Consider the following 24,699-nt stretch of genomic DNA (forward strand, 5'->3'; position numbering starts at 1 on the left):
CGGCGTCCTCGGCGTCCTCGGCGTCCTCGGCGTCCTCCCGGCCTCCTTCCGCCGGTCTCCGGGGTCCTTCGGCCTCCTTCCGCCGACCGCCGACCGCCGTCCGCCGCCTCCCGGCCCGCCGCCTCCCGCCCGGGCTGCCCCGGCCCGCCCGCCCCGGCCCGCTCGTCGCCCCCAGGACTCCCGTCCGGGCGCATCCGGCCCCACCATGGAGGGGTGGGCCCGGAGGTGCCGAGAGGCGGTGAGCGACGGATGATCGTGCGAGGACGGTCGCGCGCCGACCGACACCCGGCCACCCCGCCGCCACACCGCGGCTGGGGGTCGGGCGCCGGCCCGGACCCTCCCCGCAAGCCCACCCCGGGCCGCCCGCCGCCGGGCAAACCGCCCCCGCCGTCGGCGCGCCGCTGGCTGCTGCCCGTCGCCGTCCTGGTCGCCCTGCTCCTGCTGGTGCTGTTCGCGAGCCCCGGTCCGACCGGCACCCGCTACGGCTACACCGACCTCCTCAACCGGGTCGACGCCGGACAGGTCCGGACCGTGAACGTCAACAACACCGGCGGCGTCGCGGGCAGCCTCAAGGACGGTACGCACTTCACCAGCCAGATCCCGACCGCCCTGGACACCTCCCAGCTCAGCCGGGCACTCGCCGACCAGCACGTCGACGTCACCGCCACCCGCAGCGGGGGCGGCTCGATCTGGTCCACCCTGCTGCTGTTCCTGCCGCTGCTGATCTTCGGCGGACTCTTCCTCTGGTCCGGCCGGATGGCCACCCGTGCGCTCGGCGGAGGCCTGAGCGCCATCGGCCGCTCCCGCGCCAAGATCATCGAGGCCGAGCGGCCCGCCACCGGCTTCGCCGACGTCGCCGGGTACGAGGGTGTGAAACAGGAGGTCAGCGAGGTCGTCGACTTCCTGCGCAGCCCGGACCGGTACGCCGCCGCCGGCGCCAAGGGCCCGCGCGGGGTGATCATGGTCGGTCCGCCCGGCACCGGCAAGACCCTGCTCGCCCGCGCCGTCGCCGGCGAGGCCGAGGTGCCGTTCCTCTCCGTCACCGGCTCCGGCTTCGTCGAGATGTTCGTCGGCGTCGGCGCCTCCCGCGTCCGCGACCTCTTCGACGAGGCCCGCAACCGCGCACCGTCCATCATCTTCATCGACGAGATCGACGCCGTCGGCGGCCGCCGCGCCGGCGGCACCCGGCTCGGCGGCAACGACGAACGCGAGCAGACCCTCAACCAGCTGCTCGCCGAGATGGACGGCTTCGACCAGAGCACCGGCATCGTCGTCATCGCCGCCACCAACCGCCCCGACGCCCTCGACCCCGCCCTGCTGCGCCCCGGGCGCTTCGACCGCCAGGTCACCGTCCCGTTGCCCAACCAGGCCGAACGGGCCGCCATCCTCGCCGTCCACGTGCGCGGCAAGACCCTCGCCCCCGATGCCGACCTCGACCGGATCGCCCGCGGCACCCCGGGCTTCTCCGGCGCCGACCTCGCCAACCTCCTCAACGAGGCCGCCATCAACGCCGTCCGCGCCGACCGCGCCACCCTCACCGCCGCCGACCTCGACGCCGCCCGCGACCGCGTCCTGCTCGGCCGCCGCGACTCCTCCAACGCCCTGCTGCCCGAGGAGCGGCACGCCGTCGCCGTCCACGAGTCCGGGCACGCCCTGATGGCCGCGCTCTGCGAACACGCCGACCCGGTCGCCAAGGTCACCATCATCCCGGCCGGCGTCGCCCTCGGCGCCACCGAGCAACTCCCCGAAGCCGAACGCCACCTGTACAGCGAGAGCTACCTGACCGACCTGCTCACCGTCCAACTCGGCGGGCGGGCCGCCGAACTGGTCGTCTTCGGCGAAGGCTCCACCGGCGCCGCCAACGACCTCGCCAACGCCACCGGCGTCGCCACCCGGATGGTCCGCGAGTTCGGCCTCTCCCTGGAACTCGGCCCCGTCGGCTACTCCTCCGGCGCCCCGCAGTTCCTCGGCGACACCCCGGAGGACCTGCTCCGCCGCCCCTACTCCGAACAGACCCAGCGCGCCGTCGACGAAGCCGTCGCCCGCCTCCTGCGCCGCGCCGAAAAGCACGCCGTCGACCTCCTCCGCGAACACCGCCACCACCTCGACGAACTCGCCGCCCTCCTCGTCGCCCAGGAGACCGTCGACGGCTCCGTCGTCCTCGCCCTCCTCACCCACCCCACCCCCGCCCCCTGACCCCCACGCCCAGCCTGGTCTGACCTGATGCAGTCCCGCATCCTGCGCCCCCGGCACTGAATCCCTGTGTGCGGGGAGGACCGCCGGGGTGCGGATCACCGATGCGCGGGGGCGGCTGACCCGCAGGCATGGGTGGGCGGCCTGGGCGACCGGCCTCCCGGCGCTTGAGTCCCGTACCACGTAGGCGAGTTGGGGCTTGGTGCCGTCCCCCGGTTCCATCATGCTGCGCGCCGGCCCGGTTGGCGTGGCGGCTGGTTTGGGCGCCGTCGGGTTGGGGGTGTTCGGGGGGCTTTTCCTTTCCTTCCCGGTGTCTTGACGAACCCATGACACTGGCGGACCATCATGCTGGCGCGCGCCTCACCTCCTCCACCGTTCCGCCCCCACGGACCCCCACAGGAGGACAGTCATGCGACTGCCCCGCCGAGGGAAGCCCGCTGCGGCCACCGCCGTGCTGCTGGCCCTCGCCCTCGCCACACCGATCACCGCCCGGGCGGCCTCCCCCGACCGCCTCCCCGCTCCCTCGTCCGCGCCCGTCGACGCCGCCCGGCAGTACCGGCTCGACGGCCCCCGCAGCGTCGCCGAACGCACCGCCGTCGCCGCCACCGGTGCTTCCGTCGACGCCGTGCTGCCCGACGCGGTGGTGGTCACCGCCACCCCCGCCGAGGCCGAGCGGCTGCGGGCGCTCGGCTGGTCCCCGGTCGCGCTGCCCGGCCCCCGCTACGGCGCCGAGCCGGGCACCGGGCAGGGCGACGGGCCCGGCGTCGGGAGCCTGAGCGGGGTGAACGACTTCCCGCAGGCCGACTCCGGATACCACAACTACGCCGAGGCCACCGCCGACATCGACGCCGTGGTCGCCGCACACCCGGACATCATGAGCAAGCGCGTCATCGGCACCTCGTACGAGGGGCGGCCGATCGTCGCGGTGAAGATCAGCGACAACGTCGGCACCGACGAGAACGAGCCCGAGGTGCTGTTCACCGCCCACCAGCACGCCCGCGAGCACCTCACCGTCGAGATGGCGCTGTACCTGCTGCACGAGTTCGGCGACAAGTACGCCACCGACAGCCGGATCGCCGACGCCGTCAACAGCCGCGAGATCTGGGTGATCCCCGACCTCAACCCGGACGGCGGCGAGTACGACATCGCCACCGGCCGCTACCGCAGCTGGCGCAAGGACCGTCAGCCGAACCCCGGCAGCAACAGCGTCGGCACCGACCTCAACCGCAACTGGAACTACAAGTGGGGCTGCTGCGGCGGCTCCTCCGGCTCCACCTCCAGCGAGACCTACCGGGGCAGCGCCCCGGAGTCCGCCCGGGAGACCAAGGTCGTCGCCGACTTCGTCCGCAGCCGGATCGTCGGCGGCAAGCAGCAGATCACCGCGGCCATCGACTTCCACACCTACAGCGAACTGGTGCTCTGGCCGTTCGGCTGGACCACCGCCGAGACGGTGCCCGGCATGACCGCCGACGAGTACAACACCTTCGCCACCCTCGGTCGCAGCATGGCCGCCACCAACGGCTACACGCCCGAGCAGTCCAGCGACCTCTACATCACCGACGGCGCGATCGACGACTGGCTCTGGGGCGCCCAACGCGTCTTCGCCTACACCTTCGAGATGTACCCCGGCCCCAACGGCAGCAGCGGCTTCTACCCGCCCGACGAGGTGATCGGCCGCGAAACCAGCCGCAACCGCGAGGCGGTCCTGCGCCTGGTGGAGACCGCCGACTGCGTCTACCGCGTGATCGGCAAGCAGCAGCAGTACTGCGGTACCCCGGCCTGACCGCGCCCACCTCGGAGCGGGTGCCCGGCCCTTCCTCGCCGAACGGGCCGACGCTCACGAAGAGTCGAGGCCTCCGCCGCCGGCGCGCGAGAAGCGCCGGCGGCGGAGGCCCGGCCGCTGCAGCTCAGTCGGGCCCGATGGCAGGGTCGGCTGCCGGGCTGTGTCGTCCGCTGTACCGCTGCGGCCCGCGACGCGTGGCCGGAGGGAGCGCACGGCACGGCCCGCGTCATCGGTGCGCGCTCCGGTCTGACCGGGCTCGCCGCCGTCGTCGTCAACCCTCGGCGTCGGCGGTGCGGTCGCGGGCGGGGGCGAATTGGATGACGGCGTGGCGGCCGTTGGTGCGCCACGGGGTGGCGGTGTCGTCGAGTCGGGTGACACGGGTGTCGTCGAGGCCGACGATCACGTCCGACTTGAGGGTGCGCAGTGCCGCCACGGCGGAGGGGAAGTGGCGTGTCGTGTCGGCGAACGGGGTGGTCGGCGGCCAGAGCCGGTCGCCGACGAGGCGGCGGTAGTTGAGGTCTCCCTTGAGGACGGTCAGGGCCGCGCCGGTGAACTCGGCCCGCAGGTCGTCGGGCATGTCGTGGTACGGCAGCGGGGCGCAGAAGAACGGGTGCGTGCGGACGGCGAGCGTTCCGTCGCCCATGGCTCGCCACAGTCGCCCGCCGACCGCCGCGGCGGCCGGTGAGGGGGCGGTGCGGAGGCGGCCGAGCGCGGCGAGGACGTCGGCCGTCGTCGCGTCCGACACGAAGTACGGCTGCGGCTTGACGTACAGGGCGACCTGCGCCGCCAGGCCGCGGGTCAGGAGGTGGTCGATCAGGACGAGGTCCGGGAGGAGCTCCCGGCCCGCGTTGTCCGCGACGACGCAGACCCGCCCGCCCCCGGCCCGCGCGAGCGTGGCCCAGAGCTGCGCGCTGTCGTCGGCGAGCAGGCCGGATGCGGCCCGGCCGGTGGCCGAAACCGGACCGTCGGGCGCACGCGGGCCGTCGGGCGCAGGCGGACCCTCCGGCTCGGCGGTGATGCGGAAGCTCAGGTCCGCGCGGTTGCCCCACAGGGCGGACGACAGCAGGGCGTCCGCCCGTCGGCTCTGCGGCAGGCCGTCCAGGACGTCGAGGGAGGCCAGCTCGTCGTCGACCGCCGCCCCGGCCAGCTCGTCGGCCTTGAAGGGCGCGAACGGGTCGACGCCCTGCCAGGCACCGGGCCGGAAGTAGCCGGTGGCGTCGAGCAGGCGGTGGTAGAAGTAGCTCTCCGCCCACAGGAACGGCGCCTCACCCCACGGCTTGCCCCACAGGCCCCGGCCCCACTCCACCCACTGCCCGGCGTCCGGGCTGTCCGTGCCCGGCGGCTCCAGGACACCGGTGGTGCTCTCCGCGAGCAGCCGCCCGACCGCCGCCCGCTCGGCGGGCCCGTACGGCAGCGCGTCGAGGACCTGCCGGAGGAGCACCGGGTGCCGCTCATGGAAGACGCCCCAGGCGAACGACCCGGGGACGTCGCTGCGGATCACGGGCGCGTTCGACACGGTGCTGCTCGTTTCTCTCGTCATCGCCGGGCGGCCGGTCGCCGACCCAGGGCGCTGCCGGACCGGGGACGTTGCCGGACCCAGGACGCTGCCGGAGCGGGGAGGCGACGGACGGCGGACCGGGGAAGGGCGGGCCGGTCCGACAGTACTGCGGGCGGGGAGGCCGTCGGGCCCACGGGCGCCGTAGGGGGCCGGGATGTCGACAGGGAGCGTCAGGTCAGGAGCGGGACTCGCCCGACTGGACCACGTCCTCGCGGCCTTCGGGCGCGATCTGCCGGCTCCGGCCCGAAGAACATCCAGACGCGGAAGTAGGCCTGGTGCTGATCCATCACGAAGAGCTGGACGACCTCGGGGTGCTCCCATGCGGCGCTCTCGACACGGGTCACCAGCCCGGTCAGGTCCGCGTGGTTGAGCGCCCCGGCGTAGACGTCGCATTCCGGGTACGTGCCCCCGCCCCAGTGCGTGTTGCCGCCGGTGGTCGCGCTGAGCGAACCGACCCAGCCGGCCCCGTCAGGGCCGGAGCCGCGGCGTGGGGCGTACGTTTGCAACCACTGGCTCAGCTCCTCGACGGCCCTCCGGTCGTCCGGATCCACCGAGATCATGATGTTGGCAACGTGACTCACACCCTGATTCAAGTGGGCGGACGTTCGCCCGGTCAGCGGATTTCTCCGTTCGTTCCGGCCGGATGCCTCCCTCCACGGTCCAGGCAGCGTGGCTGTGCCCCTCGGTCCCTCAGACGCATGGGGAGCAACGGCAGCCGTAGTCCCGTGCGTCGCGGCTCCGGGTGAAGCGGGTGAAGCGGGTGAAGCGGATGGACAGGTGCGGGCAGTGCCGGACGGTCGCCGTTCCCCGCAGGCCTGGGAAGTGGACAGCGCCTGACGTGAGGCTGTGCTCCATGAACGTCGCACACACGCACCCGGACGGACGGGAGGTGCGCCGAGTCCCGACGGGCCGTTCCGGTCCGGTCGCCTGACGCGCCATCTCCGCACCTCCGCACTGCACGACCGCCCGGCCCCGCCCGAAGGAGCAGCACCATGACGTCCCGTCCGCCCCACGCCGTGAGCACATTGGTCGCCGTCGCGGCCCTCTGTGCCACCGCTGTCTCGGCCGCCACCACCGCGCAGGCCGTGGAGGACGCCGGCCGGCGTCCGTCGAGAATCGTCAACGACTGGGCCCGGGCCTGGAACGGCACCGACCCACGGGCGCTGGGCGCCCTGTTCACCGTCGACGGCACCTACTCCGACGAGGGCGTGGGCGTCACCTTCCACGGCCGCCAGGAGATCTCCGGGTGGAAGGCCCGCGCGGACGGCATGATCGACGGCGTCCACGTCACCGTGCGGGCCGCTCACCGCAACGGCGACCGCATCACCGTCGACGCCGTCTACGCGGGCCACCTCAAGGGCGCACCGACGCCGTTCGCCGTGCCGATGACCACCCTCCTCGAACTCGACGGGAGCCACTGCAGGATCACCGCCGACCGCGACCGCTACAGCCTCTCCACCGTCCTCGCCCAGTCCGGCCTCCCCGCCGACTGGACCCCGCCCGCTGGTCAGATCGCGCACCGCCGGGCGGCCCCAGTGGCCGGTGCGCGCTCGCGGTGGCGGCCGGGTGGAGTGGCGGCCGGCCTCTGAACTCCCGACCAGCGGTGGAGCCACGGCCCGTCCGCCGACGCACGGGAAGTCGGCCGGGTCGACTTCCCGTGCAGCGGGCGGCGCGGTAAAACGCGTTGGTCGAGGAGGCCCGGCCGGTTCTCGAGGGCGATGGGATGGGGGCCGTTCAGGGCGCTCCTGGTCGAGCGTGGTGCGACCGTCATCGAGGCGATGGCGATCACCCGGGAGCTGCTCGGGAGAGCGGAGACGCCGCTCCGGGTCGCCGTCGACATCGTGACCGAGAGCGGGGCGCGGCGGTAGTGCGTGGAGGCGCACCCGTAGGGTCGGGGGGATCGGGATCGGGGAGCGGGGCCGGGACGGGGGTGGGTGGGATGGCGGAGGCGCCCGGAATGCGGGTGGTTCGTATGGAGATCGACCGGTACGACTGGGGCGCGCTCTCCTGCGGGTGCGGGCGATCGGCGGCTCATCTGCCGGGTGCGTTGCTCCGGTTGATCACCGCGCGTACGCCGGGGGAGGCGACGCCGGCGGAGATCGACGGTCACGTCATGATCCAGTCGAGCCTGATGGGCCCGGCTCCCGCGGCCACCGCCGTCGTCCTCGCGGCGCTGGCCGATCCGGCCGTCACCACGCCGGTGGCCCGCACCGCCCTGCTGGGTCTTCTCCTGGCCTTCGGCGCGGGGGACACCGTGCAGCAGGAGGAGTGCGAGGAGCTGATCCGGGGAGGCGTCTGGATCCTCTACCGGGAACTCGTCACCCATCCGTCGGGCATCGCCCGGGAGCACGCCTACGAGACTCTGAGCAACCTCGACACGGAGCGGGACCGGCTGGAGTCCTTCCTGCGGGCGAGCCGCGCGCAGCACCCGTCGGACGTGGACTGACCCGGGCGGCGGCTCAGGGCAGGAAGTGGGCGCCGAGGAGGCCCCGGCCGGTGTCGGCGGCGGCGCGCCAGACGGGTGGGACGCCGTCCAGGAGGGTGTCGAGGTCGGCCCGGGTCGCCTCGTCGCGGAGGGCGGTGGTGAGGAGCCGTTCGGCGTGGTGGCGCGCGGGGGCGTCCCAGGTGAAGGCCTGTTCGACGGCGGGGAGGGTCTGCCGGACCTCCTCGGGGGTGAGGACGAGGTCGCCGAACCAGCCGGGGAGGAGCGCGAACCGGGTGGGGCCGAGGGCGTGCGCCAGGGCGGCCGCCGGGTAGGAGTTGCGGGCCGAGACGGTCAGGCGGGGCAGCGAGTCGTCGCTCCCGCGTTCCCAGGCCTCGTAGACGAGGCAGATCCGGTCGTCCAGTGCGGACGGCGCGGCGGACTCGACGAGGTGGTGCCGTGATTCCTCGGTGCTTCCCGCCTCGCGCCACCACGCGAGGAGCTCCCGCGACCCGGGCAGGGCGGCCTCGGCGTCGACGGCCGGTCGCAGCGGCGGCGCGTACTGCGCGACGGCGTCGGCCGTCATGGGCAGCAGGCACCACATCCCCAGGAAGCTCACCGTCGTTCCTTTCCTCGTCGTAGGGGGGATGCTGCCACCCGGGTCTGACAGTCGTGCGGGTGCGCCGGCGCACCGGCGTAGCGGCGTACGGCCGCACGGGCGGCCCGGCCGGGAGTGTCGGTGGCGTGCTGTCGGGTGTGGGGCATGACCGTTCACGACCTGCTGGCCGACCTCCCCGACCTCCCCGACCCCCGTGAGCTGCGGGCCCGCTGCCGGGCGGTGGCACTGCTCGACTCGATCCTGTCGGCTCCGTACGCCCCGGCACACACCTTCGTCACGGACTGGCGCCCGGGCGTCGACCTGGCCCTCATGGACAACGGTTCCGGGGACGACTACGCGGTGGTCTTCGCTCCGGCCGGGGTGTTCCTCCACGGTTTCGACCACGAGAGCGACGCCACCCCGTGGCGGGCGGAGCAGCGCGCGCACTGGCCCGGCCTGCTGGACGGGCTGCCCACGTCGCTCGCGCCGTACGCGCAGGCCCCGGAGTCCCAGTTCGAGGGGTTCTTCGACGCCACCGCGTGCGTCTGGAGGGAGGCGGCCGCCCCGGCGTGGCGGTGCGGTCCGGTGGAGTTCGCCGACGGCGAGTCGGACGGCTCCGACTGGCCGTTCGGGCTGCTCACCGGGGAGGGCCCGGAGGCGTACGCCGCGTTCGCCGAGCACTACTACGAGCGGGAGGTGGACCGGGAGGCGGTGGCCGCGGTGCTGGCCGGCGGGGCGGTCGGCCGGGGGCTGGTGGCGACGCTGTCGTCCGTGGCGCGCTTCGAGGCCGTCGCCGAGCAGGCCCGCGCGCTGGGGTACACCGTGCTGGAGGACTGACCCGCCCGGCTGCCGGGGTGGCGTGCGGGGGTGCGGACGCGGATGGCAGGCTGTGCCGGTGCCGAGCGACTACACGCGTGACCAGGGCGACGAGGGCGACCAGGGCGACCAGGGTGGCCACCGGCCGGGGCCGGGGGAGGCCGAGGGCAGCCCGGACGGGAGGCTGATCCGTCCGGCCTTCTGGGCCGCCTACCTGATGCGGATGTGGGCGCTGGACGATCAGGACGGCCGGCGCCTGGCGCGCTGGTTCGGGGTGGACGCCGTCGACGCCGAAGCGGCCTGGGACGCGCACCTGAGGGGCGAGTCCGAGTTCCTGGCGCCGTTCGGAGGCGGTCACCGCGTGGCCGTGACGAGCGTGGAGCTCCCCACGGACTGGGGGACGGAGTTCCGGATCCACCACCCTGGCTGGGGCGGACGTTCGGTGCAGCTGGCGGACGTCGACCGGTACGTCGCACGGCGCCTCGGGACGCCGGAGCACCAGCGGGGCCCGGGGCTGTCCTGGCGGGAGGCCGCACACCTGGCCCGGACGCCGGACCGCGCGGCCCCGGGGGTCCACGACCCGCACGCGCGGCTGCTCCTGCTGCTCCCGGTGGTCGGTGACGCCGAGACCCCGCAGGGGGCGGTCGGGTCGATCGGGGCGGCCCTCACCGCGGCCGGTGTGGCGGCGGCGGACGCGCCTGCTGCCGCGCGCTTCCTGCTGGACCGCCCGGTCTGGCCGGCCGCCCGCTGGGAGTCGCCGGCGTCCGCAGACCGCGGCCGGCGCGGGCCGTCGTGGTGGAGACGGGTGGCCGGGGGGCCTGCCGACCACGTCCTCCGGTGCGACGCCCCGGCGAGCCCGCGACACGCCGCGCACAGCGGCGCGTCGGGTGTGTCGGGTGAGACGGCCGACCGGCTCGCCCGGGCCCTCGGCACCCGGCCGGACGGGGCGGGCCGATAACGGTGTGCCGCCGTCCACCCGTTGCGGTGAGGTGAAGCCGAGGAGTCGGGCGCGGGCGTTGTCCCGGGCCGCTCACGGCAGCTGCCGAATCCCTCCCCGGGGTTCAACTCAGCTGGTCGCGCACGAGATCAAGGAATGCCTGTCGGCTCGGATGTATGTGTGCCCAGACCTTCTCGTCCTGTGGCTCTCCCGGGTCTTGGGGGCCCTTTCTGATCAGGTCCTGTAGTGCGAACGCGAGGCTGCGTGCCGCTTCGCTGACCTCGGACGGGCACAGTACGTGGATCGTCTTCTGCATCACCCACACCCTGTCAAGGACCTGCTTTGCCCGGGCCTGCCACTGCTCGTCAGCCAGGTCGTGGTGATGCCGATCCACCGCGACTCGTTCTGCCTCCTGCACCGCAGACAGAAATTCGATGAGGTGAGTGAGACGCTCGTTGCGGCGCGCCTCGGCAAGTTCACGAACACTGCGGCGCGCCTCGCCGCGTTCCAAGGCGCGTCCTGCCGAGCGCTGGGCCAGCATCGACATGAGTCCGCCGAGTAGGACGCCGATGAGCGGCGCAAGCGTTGTCCACATAGCGTCCGACTATGACACCAACGGCATGAACACGGCACGGGGTTCGGGCAACACCGGGCCGAGGCCGGGACGCGAAGGCGGCCAGGTCGTCGCCGCCTTCGACAGCGGCGGGCAGCAGACGGCGGAAGACCTGAGACCTTCGCGTTGTCCTGGGTGCTCTTGGCCACAGCGCGGACCGGGAGGTCCGGCACGGGCGGCCATGGCGGCGGCTGGGAGCGGGGTGAGGCGATCGACGACACGCAGATGGCCGTGCTGGTCGCCGAATCGCTCCTCGACCGGGGGGAGTTGGACCTCCCGGACGTCTTCGAACGGTTCCGGCGCTGGGCCGCCGCCGAGCCCAAGGACATCGGCATCCAGACGGAGGACGTGCTGACCAACGGCATGCCGTGGGACCTCGCGGCCGCCGTCCACTTCAACTCGACGCTGCGGGCGGCCGGAAACGGTTCGCTGATGCGCGCCTCGACGTCGGCCGTCGCGTTCGCCGGCGCCGGACGGTCGGCCACCATGGACGCCGCCCGCCGGATCGCCGCCCTCACCCACGGGGACCGGGCGGCCTGGGAGGGGACGGCGATCTTCCACGAGCTGGTCCGCCTCGCCCTCGGCGGGGCCGATCCGCTCGCCGCCGTCCCCGACGCCCTGGCTCACGTCGACGCCGAGCACCGCGACCGCTACGCCGCCGTTCTGGCGCCGGACTGGCACCCAGACCGGGCCACCGAGGCGAACGGGGCGGTCTGGCCGTGCCTCGGTTCGGCGGTGTGGGTGCTGCGCACCACCGGCGGGTTCGAGGAGGCGCTCCGCGCCGCCGTCGATCTCGGCGGCGACACCGACACGGTGGCCGCCGTCACCGGGGCCCTGGCCGGGGCCAGGTACGGCCTGACGGCGATTCCTGCGCGCTGGACGGAGCCACTGCACGTACCGCTGCCCGGATCCGGTGGGCGGGTGCTGAGGGTGGGTGATCTGGTGGACCTGGCCGCGCGGTTGGCGGCCTGGCCGGGCCGCCCGGTCTGACGGGACGGGCCGACGACCTGAGGGGCAAGGGCCCGACGTCCCACCGATCCACCGGCCCGACGGCCCCGAGCGTCCTGACCTCGTGGCCTTCCGGGGCCCGCCGGACCCGGTGGCCGGGTCGGTGGTGGGCGGGGCTACCGTACGGTGGCAGCGGTTCGAGAGCGAATGAGGGGGGCCAGGTGGCAGTCGAGGTGACGGTCCGTCCGGTGGCGTGGGTGGTCGGCGGGCGGGAGGAGGTGCGGGACGACGGCTGGGGGAGTGTCGGTGCGGTGATCCGGCTGGACGGCGAGCGGTTCGGCGAGGAGGCGCTGTACGGGCTGGCGGACTTCTCGCACCTGGAGGTGGTCTACCACTTCGACCGCGTCCCGGAGGACGAGGTGGAGTCCGGGGCCCGGCGCCCGCGCGGCAACCCGGACTGGCCGCTGGTCGGCATCTTCGCGCAGCGCGGCAAGAACCGCCCGAACCGGTTGGGCGTCTCGCGGTGCGAGCTGGTCCGCGTCGACGGTCTGGAGCTCCACGTGACCGGGCTGGACGCGGTGGCCGGTACGCCGGTGCTCGACATCAAGCCGTACCTGGCGGAGTTCGGGCCGCGGGGCGAGGTCCGGCAGGCGGAGTGGTCGGTGGAGCTGATGAAGGAGTACTACGAGACCGAGTCCGCCGAGCCCGCTCAGCCCACCGAGACCTCCGGGTCCGCCCGGTGAGGCTCGCGGTGGTGTCCGGCGGGGGGACCGGGATCGGCCGGGCGATCGCCGCCCGCCTGGCCGCCGACGGGAACCGGGTGGTGATCCTCGGCCGCCGGGAGGCGGTGCTGGAGGAGGCCCGGGCGCGGATCGAGGAGACCGTCGGCCCGGGCCGGATCGTCCCGGTGCCGGCGGACCTGACGGACCCGGAGGCGGTCGAGGCCGCGGCCGCCCGGATCGCCGTGCTCGGCCCGGTGGACGTGCTGGTGAACAACGCGGGCGCCATCGTCACCCCGCCCGCCGGGGACGGCCTGGCGGCCCTCGCCGACGCCTGGCGCAAGGACCTGGACGCCAACCTGCTCACCGCCGTGCTGCTGACGACCGCGTTGCAGGGGAGGCTGCGCCGGCCCGGTGGCCGGTTGGTGGTGATCAGTTCGGCGGCGGCGCAGCGCGGCGGTGCGGGCCCGCACTCGGCCGGTTCGTACGCGGCGGCGAAGGCGGCGCTGCACGGCTGGGCGTTCGGGCTGGCGCGGCAGTTGGGCCCGGACGGTGTCACGGTGAACGTGCTCGCGCCGGGTTACGTGGCGGACACCGAGATCTTCGGTGCCGGCTGGAGCGAGGAGTTCCACGCCGGGAAGGTCGCCGACACGCTGGTCGGTCGGGCCGGTACGCCCGCCGACGTGGCGGAGGCGGTCGGCTTCCTCGCCTCGCCGTCCGCCGGGTACCTCACCGGGCAGGTGATCGGGTTGAACGGCGGTGCGGTGCTCGGCCGCTGAGGGGTGCCCGGGCGTCGCGGCACCGCGGGCCGCGCCGCCGCGCGGCGCGTTCATCGGACGTCAACCGGCCCTGCCTACCGTGGGTCCGTCCGCCGACGCACGACCGACGCACGGCTGCCGCACGACCACCGACGACCGACGCACGACCACCGACCGCCGACGACCGACCCGAGGAGTCCCCGCTGTCCAGGATCATCACCACCGCCCTGCCCGCACACGGCCACACCGGCCCGCTGCTGGCCGTCTCCGCCGACCTCGCCGCCCGAGGGCACGAGGTGGTGTTCCTCGGGGGCTCCCGGTTCGCCGGGGCGGCGCGCCGGGCCGGGGTGCGGTTCGCCGCGCTGCCCGCCGAGGCGGACTTCGACGACCGGGACCTGGACGCGTCGTTCCCGGGCCGGTCGGCGCTGCCGCCCGGGCCGGAGCGGATCGGCTTCGACGTGCGGCACGTCTTCCTGGACCCGATTCCGGCGCAGTACCGGACGCTGCTGGCGCTGCTGGCAGACTTCCCGGCCGATACGGTGATCGCCGACGCGTTCGTGCAGGGCGCGCTGGCGCTGGCGTCGAGCCGGCCGCGGGCCGAGCGTCCGGCGCTGATCGGGATCGGGGTGTCGCCGGTGATGCTGCCGAGCGTGGACACCGCGCCGTTCGGCTACGCGCTGCCGCCGATGCCGGGGGAGGAGGGCCGGGCCCGCAACCGGGCGCTGCTGGCGGAGTCGGAGCGGCGCGGCGAGCCCCTGCGGGAGTACGCCGCGAAGGTGTACGCGGGCCTGGGGGTGCGGATGCCGGAGGGGCCGCGCGGGTTGGCGATGGTGACGGTGCCGGACCACTACCTCCAGCTGACCGTGCCGGGTTTCGAGTACCCGCGCAGTGACGCCCCGGCGTCGTTCCGGCTGATCGGGGCGCTGCCCGGGGTCGACGGGGAGGCGCAGCCGCTGCCGTCGTGGTGGGACGAGCTGTCCGACGGGCGGCCGGTGGTGGTGGTGACGCAGGGGACGCTGGCCAACGCCGACCTGGGGGAGCTGGTGGTGCCGACCGTCACCGCGCTGGCGGACCGCGACGTCCTGGTGGTGGCCGTCACCGGCCGCCCGGAGGGGCCGGCGGCGCTGGTGGATCTGCTGGGCGGGGAGCTGCCGGGCAACGTGCGCGCCGCCGGGTACGTCCCGTTCGAGCGGTTGCTGCCGCAGGCGGACGTGCTGGTCAGCAACGGTGGTTACGGCGGGGTGCACACCGCGCTGCGGCACGGGGTGCCGCTGGTGGTGGCGGGGGCGAGCGAGGACAAGCCGGAGGTGGCGGCCCGGGTGCAGTGGGCGGGTGTGGGGGTGGACCTGCGCACCGGTCGCCCGGATCCGGCCGCGGTGGGGCGGGCGGTCGACGAGGTGCTCGGGCGGGGCCGGTTCCGCGAGCGGGCCCGGGCGCTGGGCGCGGAGCTCGCGGAGTACCGGCCGTTCGACGCCATCGCCGAGCTGGTGGACTCCCTGGCTGCTGAGGGTCACTGAAGGTCTCCGGGGGCCACTGAGGGCTGCTGAGAGCCGCTCAGGGCCGCTGAGGCCGGGTTCCGGGTGCCCGGGCCACCCCCTGGCGCCCCGGGGACCGGGCCCGCTCGCCGCCAGTCCCCGTCGCCGTCAGCCCCCGTCGCCGTCAGTCCCCGTCGGCGTCGGGGGCCACGGTCGGCGCCCCGCCGGACTTGATGCCGAGCTTGACCTCGGCCGTGGTCCAGTCGGTGGCGATGGCCTGCTGGGCGGCGGCGAGGGTGGTCTGGCCCTTGCAGATCGCGGTGTGCAGGTGGGTCTCCACCGAGTCCTTGGGGTTGTTGGGGCCCTTGCCCGGCACGTGGTCGGGGGAGGGCGGCTGGACCCAGAGGTTGCGCGGGTCGTTGGGGTCGCCGCCGAGCTGCAGGCTGATCAGGTGGTCGTACTCGGCGTCGCCCATCGGGCCGCTGTAGCCGTAGGACTTGGCGTTCTCGGCCTTCTCCTTGCCGGTGATGTTGGACGGCGGGCGGATCGTCGAGGTGTAGCCGCCGGTCTTGCAGATGGTGTCGTTGAGGTTGCCCTGGTTGACGGCCGGGCTGATCGCGCCGGGGGTGCAGTTCGGGTCGGGCAGCGGCTGCTTGTCGGCCGTGTAGCGGTACTTGCAGCTGCCCGGCGCGGGCTGCGGCTGGACGTCGTAGGAGCTTTTCGGGCCGGCTCCGGTGACGACGGCGGCGGGTGCGGGAACCGCTCCGGCGTTGGGGTCGGCGGCGTCGCCGGCGGGTGCGGCGGCGGTGCTGCGGCCCGCCGGCCTGGCGGTGTGGCCGCCGCCGGGCGAGCAGCCGGTGGCTGCGGCTATCAGGGCGGCCGCGGCTATGGCCAGGGCGGCACGGGCGGGAGCCGGCACGGGTTCCTCCAGGTCGGTGCGGTCGGACGGGCGGCGGGCGGACGGGTGACGCCGCCGACCGCGCCAGCGGACACTACCGTGTCGAGGGGGCCGAAGGGGTGACGCCACGTCCGGGCGCGGGAGGGCTGTGACCGGCGTGCGGAATCGTTTCCGCGACACCGGACGCCCGCGCCCTCCCCGGCGGCCGGCCGCGGCCGACGCCGGGCGGAGCAACCCAGCAGGGCGGCAGGCGCCGGGCGGCGTAGCTTCGTGACCGAACGACGACGCCTGGTGCTTCGCCACCTCGGCGCCGGTGACGAACGGCGTGCTGGAGATGTGGCGGCCCCCGAAGCCGGCGGCGCCCGGCGACCCGGCCGACTTCGAGGTGCTGGAGCGCAACCTGGGCCCCTCCACCGGCTACCCGTGGCGCGGCCGGGTGGTGGCACAGCTGCCGCCCGGCTCCACCTGGCTGGACACCGCGCCGAGTTCCAACCCGTGCGTGATCTCGGCGGACGGCACGACGGCGACCTGTGACGACCCGGTCAACAACACCTGGTCCCGGTACAACCGGGGCTTCGCGCTCCGGGTCGACCCGGCCGCGAGCCCCGGGACGAGCATCCCGGTCACGCTCACCTACCAGGCCCCGGCCAACCCGGACCCGCACGCCTTCGTGCTGACGGTGCCGATCCCGCTCTGCTGATCCCCCGGGTGCCGCCGTGGGGGCGAGGCCGCGCCCCACGGCGGCACGGCCGACGGGCTACCGCTGCGCCGCGATCCAGTCCGAGATGAGCTCGTCCAGCACCCCCAGGGGCAGGCTGCCGTGCCCGATCAGCTGGTGGTGGAACTCCCGGACGTCGAACCGCCCGCCCAGAGCCGCCTGGGCGCGCTCGCGGTGCCGGACGATCTCCCGACGGCCGATCAGGTAGGCGGTGGCCTGGCCCGGCCAGGAGATGTACCGGTCGATCTCGTTGCGGACGTTCTCCTCGGTGGTGGCCGTGTTGTCCCGCATGAACGCGATCGCCCGCTCCCGCGACCAGCCGAAGTGGTGCAGTCCGGTGTCGACGACCAGGCGCACGGCGCGCAGCGCGTCCATCGAGAGCATGCCGAAGCGCGAGAGGTCCGAGCTGTACAGCCCCATCTCGTCGGCGAGCCGCTCGGTGTACAGGCCCCAGCCCTCGACGTGGGCGGTCAGCTGACCGCTCGGCTTCTGCCGGAACACCGGCAGGTGGTGCAGCGTCTGGGCGACGGCGATCTGCAGGTGGTGGCCGGGCACGCTCTCGTGGAAGGCGATCGCCTCGTACTCGTACCGGAACCGGGTCTGCGGGCGCAGGGTGTTGATCCAGTGGGTGCCGGGCAGGCCGCCGGGGCCCGGCGGCTGGTAGTAGGCCAGCGGCGCGGTCTCCGCCTCGACCGGGTCGATCTCCCGGGTCACGCAGTCGGCGATCGGGTAGGGGCGGAAGTAGTCGACCGAGGCGCGGCGGGCGCGCTCCAGCGCGTCGTCGACGAGGGCGATGATCTCGGCGGCGCTGTCGAAGCGCAGCGCGCGGTCCTCGCGCAGCGCGGTCAGCACGCCCTCGGTGTCGGTGATGCCGAGCACCCGGCCGCCCAGCTCGGCGAACTCCTCGCGCAGCTCGGCCACGGTGTCCAGGCCGATCCGGTGGACCTCCTCCGGGGTGAGGCCCGGCCGGGTGTAGCGGGCGACGGCGTCGGCGTAGCCCTCGGTGCCGCCGGGCACGTGGCAGACGCCGGCCTGGTCGTCGGGCCGGGCGTCCGCGGCCAACTGCTGGGCCAGCCCGGCCCGGTAGCGGGCCACCGCCGGGCGCACGCCGTCGCGGACGATCGCCAGGGCCCGTTCGAGCTCCGGCCGGCCCCGCATCGGGCGCAGCAGCTGGTCGTCGTCCGGGCCGGCGGCCAGGTAGGCGTCCAGCTGGGTGACGGCGGCGTCGACGCCGCTGCGCAGCGGCCGTCGGCCGTCGGCCGCGGTGTCCAGGAAGCCCTGCAGGACGGCGTCGAAGTAGCCCGGCAGGCCGGCCAGCCGCTCCAGGTAGGCCTCGGGGCCCTCCTGGTCGACGGAGGTCATGGCGAGCGAGGTGAACGCCGCGTTCTGCGGTGCCACGATGGTCGCCGAGACGCTGAAGTCGGCCAGCCCGTGGGTGATCTGGCCGGTGCCGTTGTCGATCAGCCGGCCGAGGACGCCGTGGGTGATCCGGTCGTCGCCGGTCAGCGCGTCCACCGGGATCGCGGCCAGCCGCGTACCGATGCCCGTCAGCACCTCGCGGTGGCGCAGCGCGGCCGCCCGGGAGGGGTCGGGCACCTGGTGGGCGTGGCCCTCGACCCCGCTGAGCGTCGCGTCGAACGGGTTGTGCGCGTTCTCGGCGGCGAAGAACTCCTCTGCGAGTGCGGCGAGTTCGGCCTGATGCGGCTGATCGGTCACGATCGTTCCCCCGGTCCGGTGCGGTCTGTGTGCCGAGGGGGCCCTGGGCGGCCCCGGTTGCGCCGATTATTCGGAGCGGCCGGCGGCGCGGTCAATAAGCACCGGTGGAAATAAGCACCGGTGGTACGGGGCCGGTGGAACGAGCGCCGGCCGACGTCGGGGCCGGGCCGCGCCGGGGTGCGGCACCGGCGCGGTGCTGCCGGTCCGCGCCGGTGTCCGCGTGCCGGGGCACCGGTCTGACGGTGCGTCAGCGGTAGGCCTCCGGTGCGGCGGGCAGGCCGGCGTCCTGGACCTCGACCAGGTAGCGCCAGCAGTCCGGGCGGCTGCCGTCGAGGTCGGTGAAGCCGTACTCCCGGGCGAGCTGCCCGCTGGACAGCGACCGGCCGTTCCACCGGGCGAGCGCCGGGTCGGCGGCCAGGGCGGCGACCGCCCGGCCGACGTAGTGCGGCGTCTCGGAGATGCCGAAGTGCGGCTCCCGCGCCACGGCGTCCCGCCAGGTCTCCTCGGTGACGCCGAAGTGCTCCAGCATCATCTCGGAGCGCATCCAGCCGGGCGTGAGCGCGACGGCGGTGGCGCCGCGCGGGCCCAGCTCGTGGCCGAGGGAGAAGGCCATCCGCAGCACGGAGGACTTGGCGAGGTCGTAGAAGAAGGAGTTGCGGTAGGTGGCGCCGTTGTACTCGGCGGTGCCGTCCGTCATTTCGACGACCAGGCCGCCCGGGTGCCGCAGCAGCAGCGGGAGCGCGTGGTGGCTGGTCACGGCGTGCGTCTCCACGGCCAGCCGCAGCAGCCGCAGGCCGTCGTCCAGGTCGTGCTCCCAGACCGGGACGTTCCAGCCGAACAGGTTCTCGCCGCCCCAGATGTCGTTGACCAGGACGTCCAGTCGGCCCTGCTCGGCGTCGATCCGCTCGACCAGGGCGGCGACCCGGGCGGGGACGAGGTGGTCCGTCGGGACGGCGATGCCCGTTCCGCCGGCCGCCGTCACCAGGTCGGCGGTGTCCTCGACCGTCTCCGGGCGGTCGTACTCCGAGCGCTGCCGCCGGGTGCTGCGCCCGGTGACGTACACCGTGGCGCCCGCGGCACCGAGTTCGACGGCGATGCCCCGCCCCGCGCCCCGCGTCGCCCCCGCGACCAGCGCGATCCGCCCGTCCAGTACCCCTGCCACGCGCCCCGCCTCCCTGACCGCCTCCGGCGGCCGCCCGCTGCCCGGTCACGCCACCGACCGGCCCGGGCGGGCCCGGCTGCGCCCGGGAACGACCCGCCGGACCCATCGGACCCACGGGGACCGACCGGCCGCGGTGACGACTGTGCCGACGCCCGTGGAACGGACGTCGGCACCATCCTCGCGCAGGGGTCCGACACTCGGCCGGAGCCGCTGCTCAGCCCGCGTGGGCGGCCTTGGCGGCCTTGGCCGCGGCCTCCTTGTCGTGCTTCGCCTTGATCCGGGCGGTCTCCTTGCGGACGTCCACCTGGTTGGCGCGCTCGTGCTGCAGCCAGAGCGGGTTCTCGGCCTTGATCGCCTCGATCTGGTCGGTGGTGAGCGCCTCCGTCACACCACCGCGGGCCAGGCCCGAGATGGAGATGCCGAGCTTGGCGGCGACCACCGGGCGCGGGTGCGGGCCGTTCTTGCGCAGCTCCTGGAGCCACTGCGGCGGCTCGGCCTGCAGCGCGTTGAGCTCCTCGCGGGAGACCACGCCCTCCTGGAAGCCGGTCGGCGCCGCGTCGAGGTAGATCCCCAGCTTCTTGGCCGCGGTGGCCGGCTTCATGGTCTGGCCGGTCTTCTGCTTGAGCGATGTCATGGAGACAAGGGTAAGGGAGTGCGCGGGCGCTCCCGGTCACGGTCGGTAGCCTTGCCCTGTGACAGAGATGCAGGTGAACCCGTCCTTCCGGCTCGTGTACGTCCCGGGCGTGACCCCCGGCAAGTGGGCCCGGGTCTGGGGCGAGCGGCTCCCGGACGTGCCGCTCGACCTCCTCGCGGTGCCGGTCGGCGACGCCGAGGGGACCCTGCGCGGGGGCACCGCGGACGCCGGGCTGCTCCGGCTGCCGGTCGACCGGGACGTGCTCAGCGCGATCCCGCTGTACACCGAGACCACCGTGGTGGTCTTCCCCAAGGACCATTGGCTCGCCGCGGCCGAGGAGGTCGCGCTGACCGACCTCGCCGAGGACGTGGTGTTCCACCCGCTCGACGACACCCTGGGCTGGCCGGGGGAGCTGCCCGGCCGCCCGGCCGTCGAGCGCCCGGCCACCACCGCCGACGCGATCGAGCTGGTGGCGGCCAACGTCGGGGTGCTGCTGGTGCCGCAGTCGCTGGCCCGGCTGCACCACCGGCGCGACCTCACCTTCCGTCCGGTCGTGGAGGCGCCGCAGTCCCAGGTGGTGCTGGCCTGGCGGCAGGAGGAGACGACGGACCTGGTCGAGGAGTTCATCGGCATCGTCCGCGGCCGGACGGTCAACAGCTCGCGCGGCCGGGGTGCGCAGCCGGCCGCCCCCGCCGCCGAGCCGAAGAAGGGCGCGCAGGCGCGCAAGCCCCAGTCGCCGAAGGCGGGCCAGCAGAAGGCCGGCCAGCAGCGGGCGGGCCAGCAGAAGGGCGGCCAGCAGAAGACCCAGGGCAAGCCGCGGCCTTCGGCGGGCGGCCGGGGCGGTGCGGCCGCGAAGCGGGGCAGCGGCAAGCCCAAGCGGCGCTCGTAGCGCCAGCCCCGGGCGGCGGTCCTTGGGGCCAGGCCCGGGCGGCCGCCCCGCGGCGCCACGCGCCGGAGCCCCCGGCCGGTACGCCCGGGGCCTCCGGTGCTGGCCGGGGCCCGGTGGGGCGCGTACCGTCGGCCCCGGGCGCTGCCGGCCCCGTCCGGTCGAGGGGTTGGAGGAGCACGCCGTGTGGCACGACCTGGTGGTTGTCCAGATGCCGATCGCGGAGAAGGTCGTCCGCACGGTGGCGGTCTACGTGCTGATCCTGGTGCTGTTCAGGGTCGCGGGCAAACGCGGGCTGGCCGGGCTGAACACCTTCGACATGGTGGTCGTCTTCCTGCTCTCCAACGTGGTGCAGAACGCGATCATCGGCAACGACAACAGCCTGCTCGGGGGCACGATCGGCGCGGTCACCCTGGTCACGGTGAACTCCGCCGTCACCCGCTGGCTCGCCCGGGACCCGCGCGCCGCCCGGCTGCTGGAGGGAACCCCGACCACCGTCGTCAAGGACGGCCGGCTCGTGCCGGAGTCGCTGCGCGGCCTCGCGCTGCGGGCGTCCGAGATCGAGCACGCGGTGCGGGTGCAGAACGGGGACACCGTCCGGGACGTCGCGGTCGGCCGCCTGGAGCCGGACGGGCAGCTGGTGATCACCCTCAAGCCCGAGGAGCAGGGCGCCACCCGGGGCGACGTCGAGGAGCTGCGGCGCCGGCTGGAGTCGATCGAGGGGCTGCTCGCCACCCTGGCGGCCGACCGGGGCCGGGGGCGCTGAGGCGGGCGGCCCGCCGCGCCCGGACGGGCTCACCGGGCCCCGTGAGGCCTCACCGGGCCCGGCGGGCGAGGGTGGCCGTGTAGGGGCGCGGGGAGAGCGAGGGGCCGCGGCCGGGGCGGACGGTGCGCCCCGGGGTCGGGGTGACGCTCCACCGGGCGGCGATGGTGGCGATGGCGAGGACGGCCTCGGTGGTGCCGAAGGCGTCGCCGAGGCAGCGGCGGGCACCGAGGCCGAAGGGGGCGTAGGTGCCGGGGGAGGGGCGGGCGGTGGTGAGCCAGCGGTCGGGGTCGAAGCGGTCCGGGCGGCGGAACAGGTCGGCCCGGCGGTGCAGCAGGTACGGGCTGAACAGGACGGTGGCGCCGGCCGGGACGTGCAGGCCGCCGAGGTCGGCGTCCGTGGTGACGGTGCGGCTGAGGATCCAGACCGGCGGGTAGAGCCGCAGGGTCTCGCTGACCACGCGGGCGGTGAGCGGCAGGGCCGGGAGGTCCTCGTAGCGGGCGGGGCGCCCGTCGAGCACGGTGTCGAGTTCGGTGTGCAGCCGCTCGCGGACGGCCGGGTGGCGGGCGAGCAGCGACCAGGCCCAGGCGAGGGTGGCGGCGGTGGTCTCCGTGCCGGTGAGCAGGAAGGTGGCCACCTGGTCGTGGACCTCCGCGTCGGTGAGCCCGCGCCCGTCCTCGTCGCGGGCGTCGAGCAGCCCGGACAGCAGGTCGTGGTGGTCGGCGCCGGTGGCCCGGTGGCCGGCGACGAGCCGCCCGGTGAGCTCCGACAGGTCCCGGCGGGCGCGCCGGAGACGGCGGTTGCCGGGGGTGGGGAGGCGGTCGGCTCCGGGCAGCGGCAGCGTGACGCGCCGGCCGGTGCCGCGGGTGACGACGTCCACGCTGTCGTGCACGGCAGGGGAGCCGGCCCGGTCGTGGGCGGCGAACAGGCAGCGGGCGGTGGCGGCGGTGGTGAGGCGGTGCATCGCGGCGGGGACGTCGACCACGTCGCCGACGCGCCAGCGGGCGGTGGTGCCGGCGATCTCCTCGGCCATCAGCGCGGCGTAGCCGGGCAACCGGTCGTGGTGGAAGGCGGGTTGGAGCAGGCGGCGCCGGCGCCGGTGGGCCGCGGCGGGGCAGCCGGCGGGGCCGGCGCCGCCCGCGGGGCCGGCGCCGGGGCCGGGCCCGCCCCGGTCGAGGAGGTGGTCCTCGGCGAGCAGCCGGCGTACCAGCTCGGGGTGGCAGGCGACGTACGCGTCGCGCGGGCCGAGTCGGAGCCGGACGAGGTCGCCGTGGGCGGGCAGGCCGGCGACGAAGGCGAGCGGCCGGCGGAGCAGGGCCGGGGTGTGGCCGAGCAGGGGCAGGGCGCCGGGGGCGGTGGCCGAGGTGTACTGGGTGGGCACGGGCGTCACCTTGGGTGGGGGTGGCCGCAACGGTGGTGGCCGGGACGGTTCGTGCTCCCGATCTTTCCCGGGGCCCGGTGGCGAAACGATCCGCGGTGGGCGGGCGGGGGAGGCAGGGGGGCGCGTGCCGAACGTCCGTGCGCCGCCCGGCGCCTGGGGGAACGTCGGCCGACGCCGGGAGCGCGGTGGTGCGTGGCGGCGCCGCCTTCGGCGTGGGGGGTATCCCCGGGCGCCGCCCCGCCCCTACACTGCGGAACTTGCGAGACTACTGGTCAGTAGGGATTGGGGAGTTCGGATGTCCGACGAGCGGGCCCACGCGTTCACCGACGACGCCCTCGGGGCGCACGACGCCGTGGCGCTGGCCGCGCTGGTCCGCTCCGGCGAGGTGTCCCCCGCGGAGCTGGCCGCCGCCGCGGCCGCCCGGGCGGCCCGGATCGACGGCGTGCTGACGCCCGTCGCCCACCCCTCGTACGACCGTCCGCGCTCCGGCCCGGGCGGGGCCGGCGGCCCGCTGTACGGCGTTCCGACCTTCCTCAAGGACAACGTCGACCTGCAGGGTCTTCCGACGGCCATGGGCAGCGAGGCGTTCCGGGCCCGCCCCGCCCGCCGCAACGCCCGCTTCACGGACCAGTTCCTCGCCACCGGCCTGTCCGTGCTCGGCAAGACCCGGTTGCCCGAGTTCGGGCTGAACGCCTCCACCGAGTTCGCCACCGCGCAGCCGGTGCGCAACCCGTGGAAGCCCTCGCACTCCGCGGGCGCCTCCTCCGGCGGCTCGGCCGCCCTGGTGGCCGCCGGCGTGGTGCCGATCGCGCACGCCAACGACGGCGGCGGCTCGATCCGCATCCCCGCGGCCTGCTGCGGACTGGTCGGCCTCAAGCCCACCCGGGGCCGCCTGGTCGTCAACGCCCAGAGCGACAAGCTGCCGATCGACATCGTCACCGACGGCGTGCTGACCCGCTCGGTGCGCGACACCGCGGCCTTCTACGCCGCCGCCGAACGCCACCACCGCAACCCCCGGCTGGCCCCGATCGGGCTGGTCGAGGGCCCGGCGGCGCGCCGGCTGCGGATCGGGCTGGTCGTCGACTCGCCGATCGCCACCACCGACGGCCCCACCCGGGCGGCGGTGCAGGAGACGGCCGCCCGGCTGTCGGCGCTCGGGCACCACGTCGAGGAGACCACCCTGCCGTTCGGCGAGGAGTTCTCCCGCGACTTCGTCCTGTACTGGGGGTACATCGCCTTCGCCATCGCCGTCAGCGGCCGGCTGATGCTGGACCGCAGCTTCCGGATCAACCGCCTGGACGGCCTGACCACCGGCCTGCGCCGCCGCTTCCAGCGCGAGTTCCGGCACGTCCCGGCGGTGCTGCGCCGGCTGCGCCGGACCGAGGCCGCCTACGCGGGCATCTTCCGCAGCCACGACGCGGTGCTCTCGCCGGTGCTCGCGCACACCGCCCCGCCTATCGGGCACCTCAGCCCCAACGTGGCCTTCGACGAGCTGATCGAGCGCCTGCTGCGCTACGTCGCGTTCACGCCGGTCAACAACGTGACGGGCGGGCCCGGCATCGCGCTGCCCACCGGCGTCGCACCGGGTGGCCTGCCGATCGGCGTGCACCTGTCGGCGGCGCACGGCGAGGAGCGGCGGCTGCTGGAGCTGGCCTTCGAGCTGGAGGCGGACCGGCCCTGGCGCCGGATCCAGGACTGAGCCCCGGCCCCCCGCTCCCGGC

General features: G+C 75.0%; 24 protein-coding genes. 15 read left to right on the plus strand and 9 right to left on the minus strand.

The genetic code is table 11. The features are described from left to right. Nucleotides 1–249 precede the first annotated feature (249 nt). On the plus strand, nucleotides 250–2,196 hold the full coding sequence (gene ftsH, locus ACIRS1_RS15140; protein WP_402839545.1) for an ATP-dependent zinc metalloprotease FtsH: 1,947 nt from the start codon (nucleotides 250–252) through the stop codon (nucleotides 2,194–2,196). Nucleotides 2,197–2,602: 406 nt separating this feature from the next. Further along, nucleotides 2,603–3,976, plus strand: a complete 1,374-nt coding sequence (locus ACIRS1_RS15145) for a M14 family metallopeptidase (protein WP_402839548.1) — start codon at nucleotides 2,603–2,605, stop codon at nucleotides 3,974–3,976. 271 nt (nucleotides 3,977–4,247) lie between these two features. Here ACIRS1_RS15145 and ACIRS1_RS15150 read toward each other — a convergent pair whose 3' ends face one another. Both ACIRS1_RS15150 and ACIRS1_RS15155 read right to left on the minus strand, forming a co-directional pair. Continuing rightward, nucleotides 4,248–5,492 (minus strand): damage-control phosphatase ARMT1 family protein, encoded by a 1,245-nt coding sequence (locus ACIRS1_RS15150; protein ID WP_402839549.1) that lies wholly within the window; start codon nucleotides 5,490–5,492, stop codon nucleotides 4,248–4,250. Nucleotides 5,493–5,704: 212 nt separating this feature from the next. Further along, nucleotides 5,705–6,115, minus strand: coding sequence for a squamosa promoter-binding protein 15 (locus ACIRS1_RS15155; protein ID WP_402839552.1), 411 nt, complete (start codon nucleotides 6,113–6,115; stop codon nucleotides 5,705–5,707). A 411-nt stretch (nucleotides 6,116–6,526) separates the two neighbouring features. On the opposite strand from ACIRS1_RS15155, the gene ACIRS1_RS15160 reads away from it, so the two are divergent. From ACIRS1_RS15160 to ACIRS1_RS15170, 3 genes are all read left to right on the plus strand, one after another. Then, a complete protein-coding gene (locus tag ACIRS1_RS15160) occupies nucleotides 6,527–7,123 on the plus strand; it encodes a nuclear transport factor 2 family protein (protein ID WP_402839555.1) in 597 nt (198 codons plus the stop codon). Between the two features lie 129 nt (nucleotides 7,124–7,252). Next, nucleotides 7,253–7,402 carry a hypothetical protein gene (locus tag ACIRS1_RS15165; RefSeq protein WP_402839557.1) on the plus strand — a complete coding sequence of 50 codons (150 nt, stop codon included), beginning with the start codon at nucleotides 7,253–7,255 and terminating at the stop codon, nucleotides 7,400–7,402. Nucleotides 7,403–7,647: 245 nt separating this feature from the next. After that, complete coding sequence (locus tag ACIRS1_RS15170) at nucleotides 7,648–7,980, plus strand: hypothetical protein (RefSeq protein ID WP_402839559.1); 333 nt, start codon at nucleotides 7,648–7,650, stop codon at nucleotides 7,978–7,980. 13 nt (nucleotides 7,981–7,993) lie between these two features. Here the strand turns inward: ACIRS1_RS15170 and ACIRS1_RS15175 are convergent, their stop codons facing one another. Further along, nucleotides 7,994–8,575, minus strand: a complete 582-nt coding sequence (locus tag ACIRS1_RS15175; RefSeq protein ID WP_402839560.1) for a hypothetical protein — start codon at nucleotides 8,573–8,575, stop codon at nucleotides 7,994–7,996. Nucleotides 8,576–8,719: 144 nt separating this feature from the next. Between ACIRS1_RS15175 and ACIRS1_RS15180 the strand changes: the two genes are divergently transcribed. Both ACIRS1_RS15180 and ACIRS1_RS15185 read left to right on the plus strand, forming a co-directional pair. Next, nucleotides 8,720–9,391 carry a hypothetical protein gene (locus ACIRS1_RS15180; protein WP_402839563.1) on the plus strand — a complete coding sequence of 224 codons (672 nt, stop codon included), beginning with the start codon at nucleotides 8,720–8,722 and terminating at the stop codon, nucleotides 9,389–9,391. Between the two features lie 58 nt (nucleotides 9,392–9,449). Continuing rightward, nucleotides 9,450–10,328 (plus strand): hypothetical protein, encoded by an 879-nt coding sequence (locus ACIRS1_RS15185; protein ID WP_402839566.1) that lies wholly within the window; start codon nucleotides 9,450–9,452, stop codon nucleotides 10,326–10,328. Between the two features lie 103 nt (nucleotides 10,329–10,431). Here ACIRS1_RS15185 and ACIRS1_RS15190 read toward each other — a convergent pair whose 3' ends face one another. Further along, complete coding sequence (locus tag ACIRS1_RS15190; RefSeq protein ID WP_402839569.1) at nucleotides 10,432–10,854, minus strand: hypothetical protein; 423 nt, start codon at nucleotides 10,852–10,854, stop codon at nucleotides 10,432–10,434. A 207-nt stretch (nucleotides 10,855–11,061) separates the two neighbouring features. On the opposite strand from ACIRS1_RS15190, the gene ACIRS1_RS15195 reads away from it, so the two are divergent. The 4 genes from ACIRS1_RS15195 to ACIRS1_RS15210 all read left to right on the plus strand — a co-directional run bounded on the left by ACIRS1_RS15195 (nucleotide 11,062) and on the right by ACIRS1_RS15210 (nucleotide 14,862). Continuing rightward, on the plus strand, nucleotides 11,062–11,910 hold the full coding sequence (locus ACIRS1_RS15195) for an ADP-ribosylglycohydrolase family protein (RefSeq protein ID WP_402839572.1): 849 nt from the start codon (nucleotides 11,062–11,064) through the stop codon (nucleotides 11,908–11,910). 179 nt (nucleotides 11,911–12,089) lie between these two features. Then, nucleotides 12,090–12,611, plus strand: coding sequence for an SAM-dependent methyltransferase (locus tag ACIRS1_RS15200; protein ID WP_402839575.1), 522 nt, complete (start codon nucleotides 12,090–12,092; stop codon nucleotides 12,609–12,611). Between the two features lie 11 nt (nucleotides 12,612–12,622). Next, a complete protein-coding gene (locus ACIRS1_RS15205) occupies nucleotides 12,623–13,366 on the plus strand; it encodes an SDR family NAD(P)-dependent oxidoreductase (RefSeq protein WP_402839578.1) in 744 nt (247 codons plus the stop codon). A 275-nt stretch (nucleotides 13,367–13,641) separates the two neighbouring features. Then, on the plus strand, nucleotides 13,642–14,862 hold the full coding sequence (locus tag ACIRS1_RS15210) for a glycosyltransferase (RefSeq protein ID WP_402839580.1): 1,221 nt from the start codon (nucleotides 13,642–13,644) through the stop codon (nucleotides 14,860–14,862). Nucleotides 14,863–15,004: 142 nt separating this feature from the next. Here ACIRS1_RS15210 and ACIRS1_RS15215 read toward each other — a convergent pair whose 3' ends face one another. Next, nucleotides 15,005–15,739, minus strand: coding sequence for a hypothetical protein (locus ACIRS1_RS15215; protein WP_402839583.1), 735 nt, complete (start codon nucleotides 15,737–15,739; stop codon nucleotides 15,005–15,007). A gap of 292 nt (nucleotides 15,740–16,031) precedes the next feature. On the opposite strand from ACIRS1_RS15215, the gene ACIRS1_RS15220 reads away from it, so the two are divergent. Further along, nucleotides 16,032–16,418 (plus strand): hypothetical protein, encoded by a 387-nt coding sequence (locus ACIRS1_RS15220; RefSeq protein ID WP_402839586.1) that lies wholly within the window; start codon nucleotides 16,032–16,034, stop codon nucleotides 16,416–16,418. Between the two features lie 57 nt (nucleotides 16,419–16,475). Here ACIRS1_RS15220 and ACIRS1_RS15225 read toward each other — a convergent pair whose 3' ends face one another. The 3 genes from ACIRS1_RS15225 to ACIRS1_RS15235 all read right to left on the minus strand — a co-directional run bounded on the left by ACIRS1_RS15225 (nucleotide 16,476) and on the right by ACIRS1_RS15235 (nucleotide 19,948). Beyond that, nucleotides 16,476–18,152: a DUF885 domain-containing protein gene (locus tag ACIRS1_RS15225; RefSeq protein WP_402839588.1), complete on the minus strand. Its 1,677-nt coding sequence runs from the start codon at nucleotides 18,150–18,152 to the stop codon at nucleotides 16,476–16,478. A 247-nt stretch (nucleotides 18,153–18,399) separates the two neighbouring features. After that, the gene (locus tag ACIRS1_RS15230; protein WP_402839591.1) at nucleotides 18,400–19,314 is read right to left on the minus strand and encodes an SDR family oxidoreductase; all 915 of its coding nucleotides are present in this window, start codon (nucleotides 19,312–19,314) and stop codon (nucleotides 18,400–18,402) included. Nucleotides 19,315–19,528: 214 nt separating this feature from the next. Next, entirely contained in the window at nucleotides 19,529–19,948 is a 420-nt protein-coding gene (locus ACIRS1_RS15235; protein ID WP_360215230.1) for a DUF5997 family protein, read from the minus strand. Between the two features lie 67 nt (nucleotides 19,949–20,015). Here ACIRS1_RS15235 and ACIRS1_RS15240 point away from each other — a divergent pair, with 67 nt between their 5' ends. Both ACIRS1_RS15240 and ACIRS1_RS15245 read left to right on the plus strand, forming a co-directional pair. Beyond that, nucleotides 20,016–20,837 carry a LysR family substrate-binding domain-containing protein gene (locus tag ACIRS1_RS15240; RefSeq protein ID WP_387906991.1) on the plus strand — a complete coding sequence of 274 codons (822 nt, stop codon included), beginning with the start codon at nucleotides 20,016–20,018 and terminating at the stop codon, nucleotides 20,835–20,837. A gap of 181 nt (nucleotides 20,838–21,018) precedes the next feature. After that, nucleotides 21,019–21,600, plus strand: a complete 582-nt coding sequence (locus tag ACIRS1_RS15245; protein ID WP_387906923.1) for a DUF421 domain-containing protein — start codon at nucleotides 21,019–21,021, stop codon at nucleotides 21,598–21,600. A 49-nt stretch (nucleotides 21,601–21,649) separates the two neighbouring features. Here ACIRS1_RS15245 and ACIRS1_RS15250 read toward each other — a convergent pair whose 3' ends face one another. Next, the gene (locus tag ACIRS1_RS15250) at nucleotides 21,650–22,978 is read right to left on the minus strand and encodes a cytochrome P450 (protein ID WP_402839595.1); all 1,329 of its coding nucleotides are present in this window, start codon (nucleotides 22,976–22,978) and stop codon (nucleotides 21,650–21,652) included. A 295-nt stretch (nucleotides 22,979–23,273) separates the two neighbouring features. Between ACIRS1_RS15250 and ACIRS1_RS15255 the strand changes: the two genes are divergently transcribed. Then, nucleotides 23,274–24,677: an amidase gene (locus tag ACIRS1_RS15255; RefSeq protein ID WP_402839597.1), complete on the plus strand. Its 1,404-nt coding sequence runs from the start codon at nucleotides 23,274–23,276 to the stop codon at nucleotides 24,675–24,677. Nucleotides 24,678–24,699 lie beyond the last annotated feature (22 nt).

This window comes from Kitasatospora sp. NPDC101176 (assembly GCF_044768035.1).
GTDB lineage: Bacteria > Actinomycetota > Actinomycetes > Streptomycetales > Streptomycetaceae > Kitasatospora.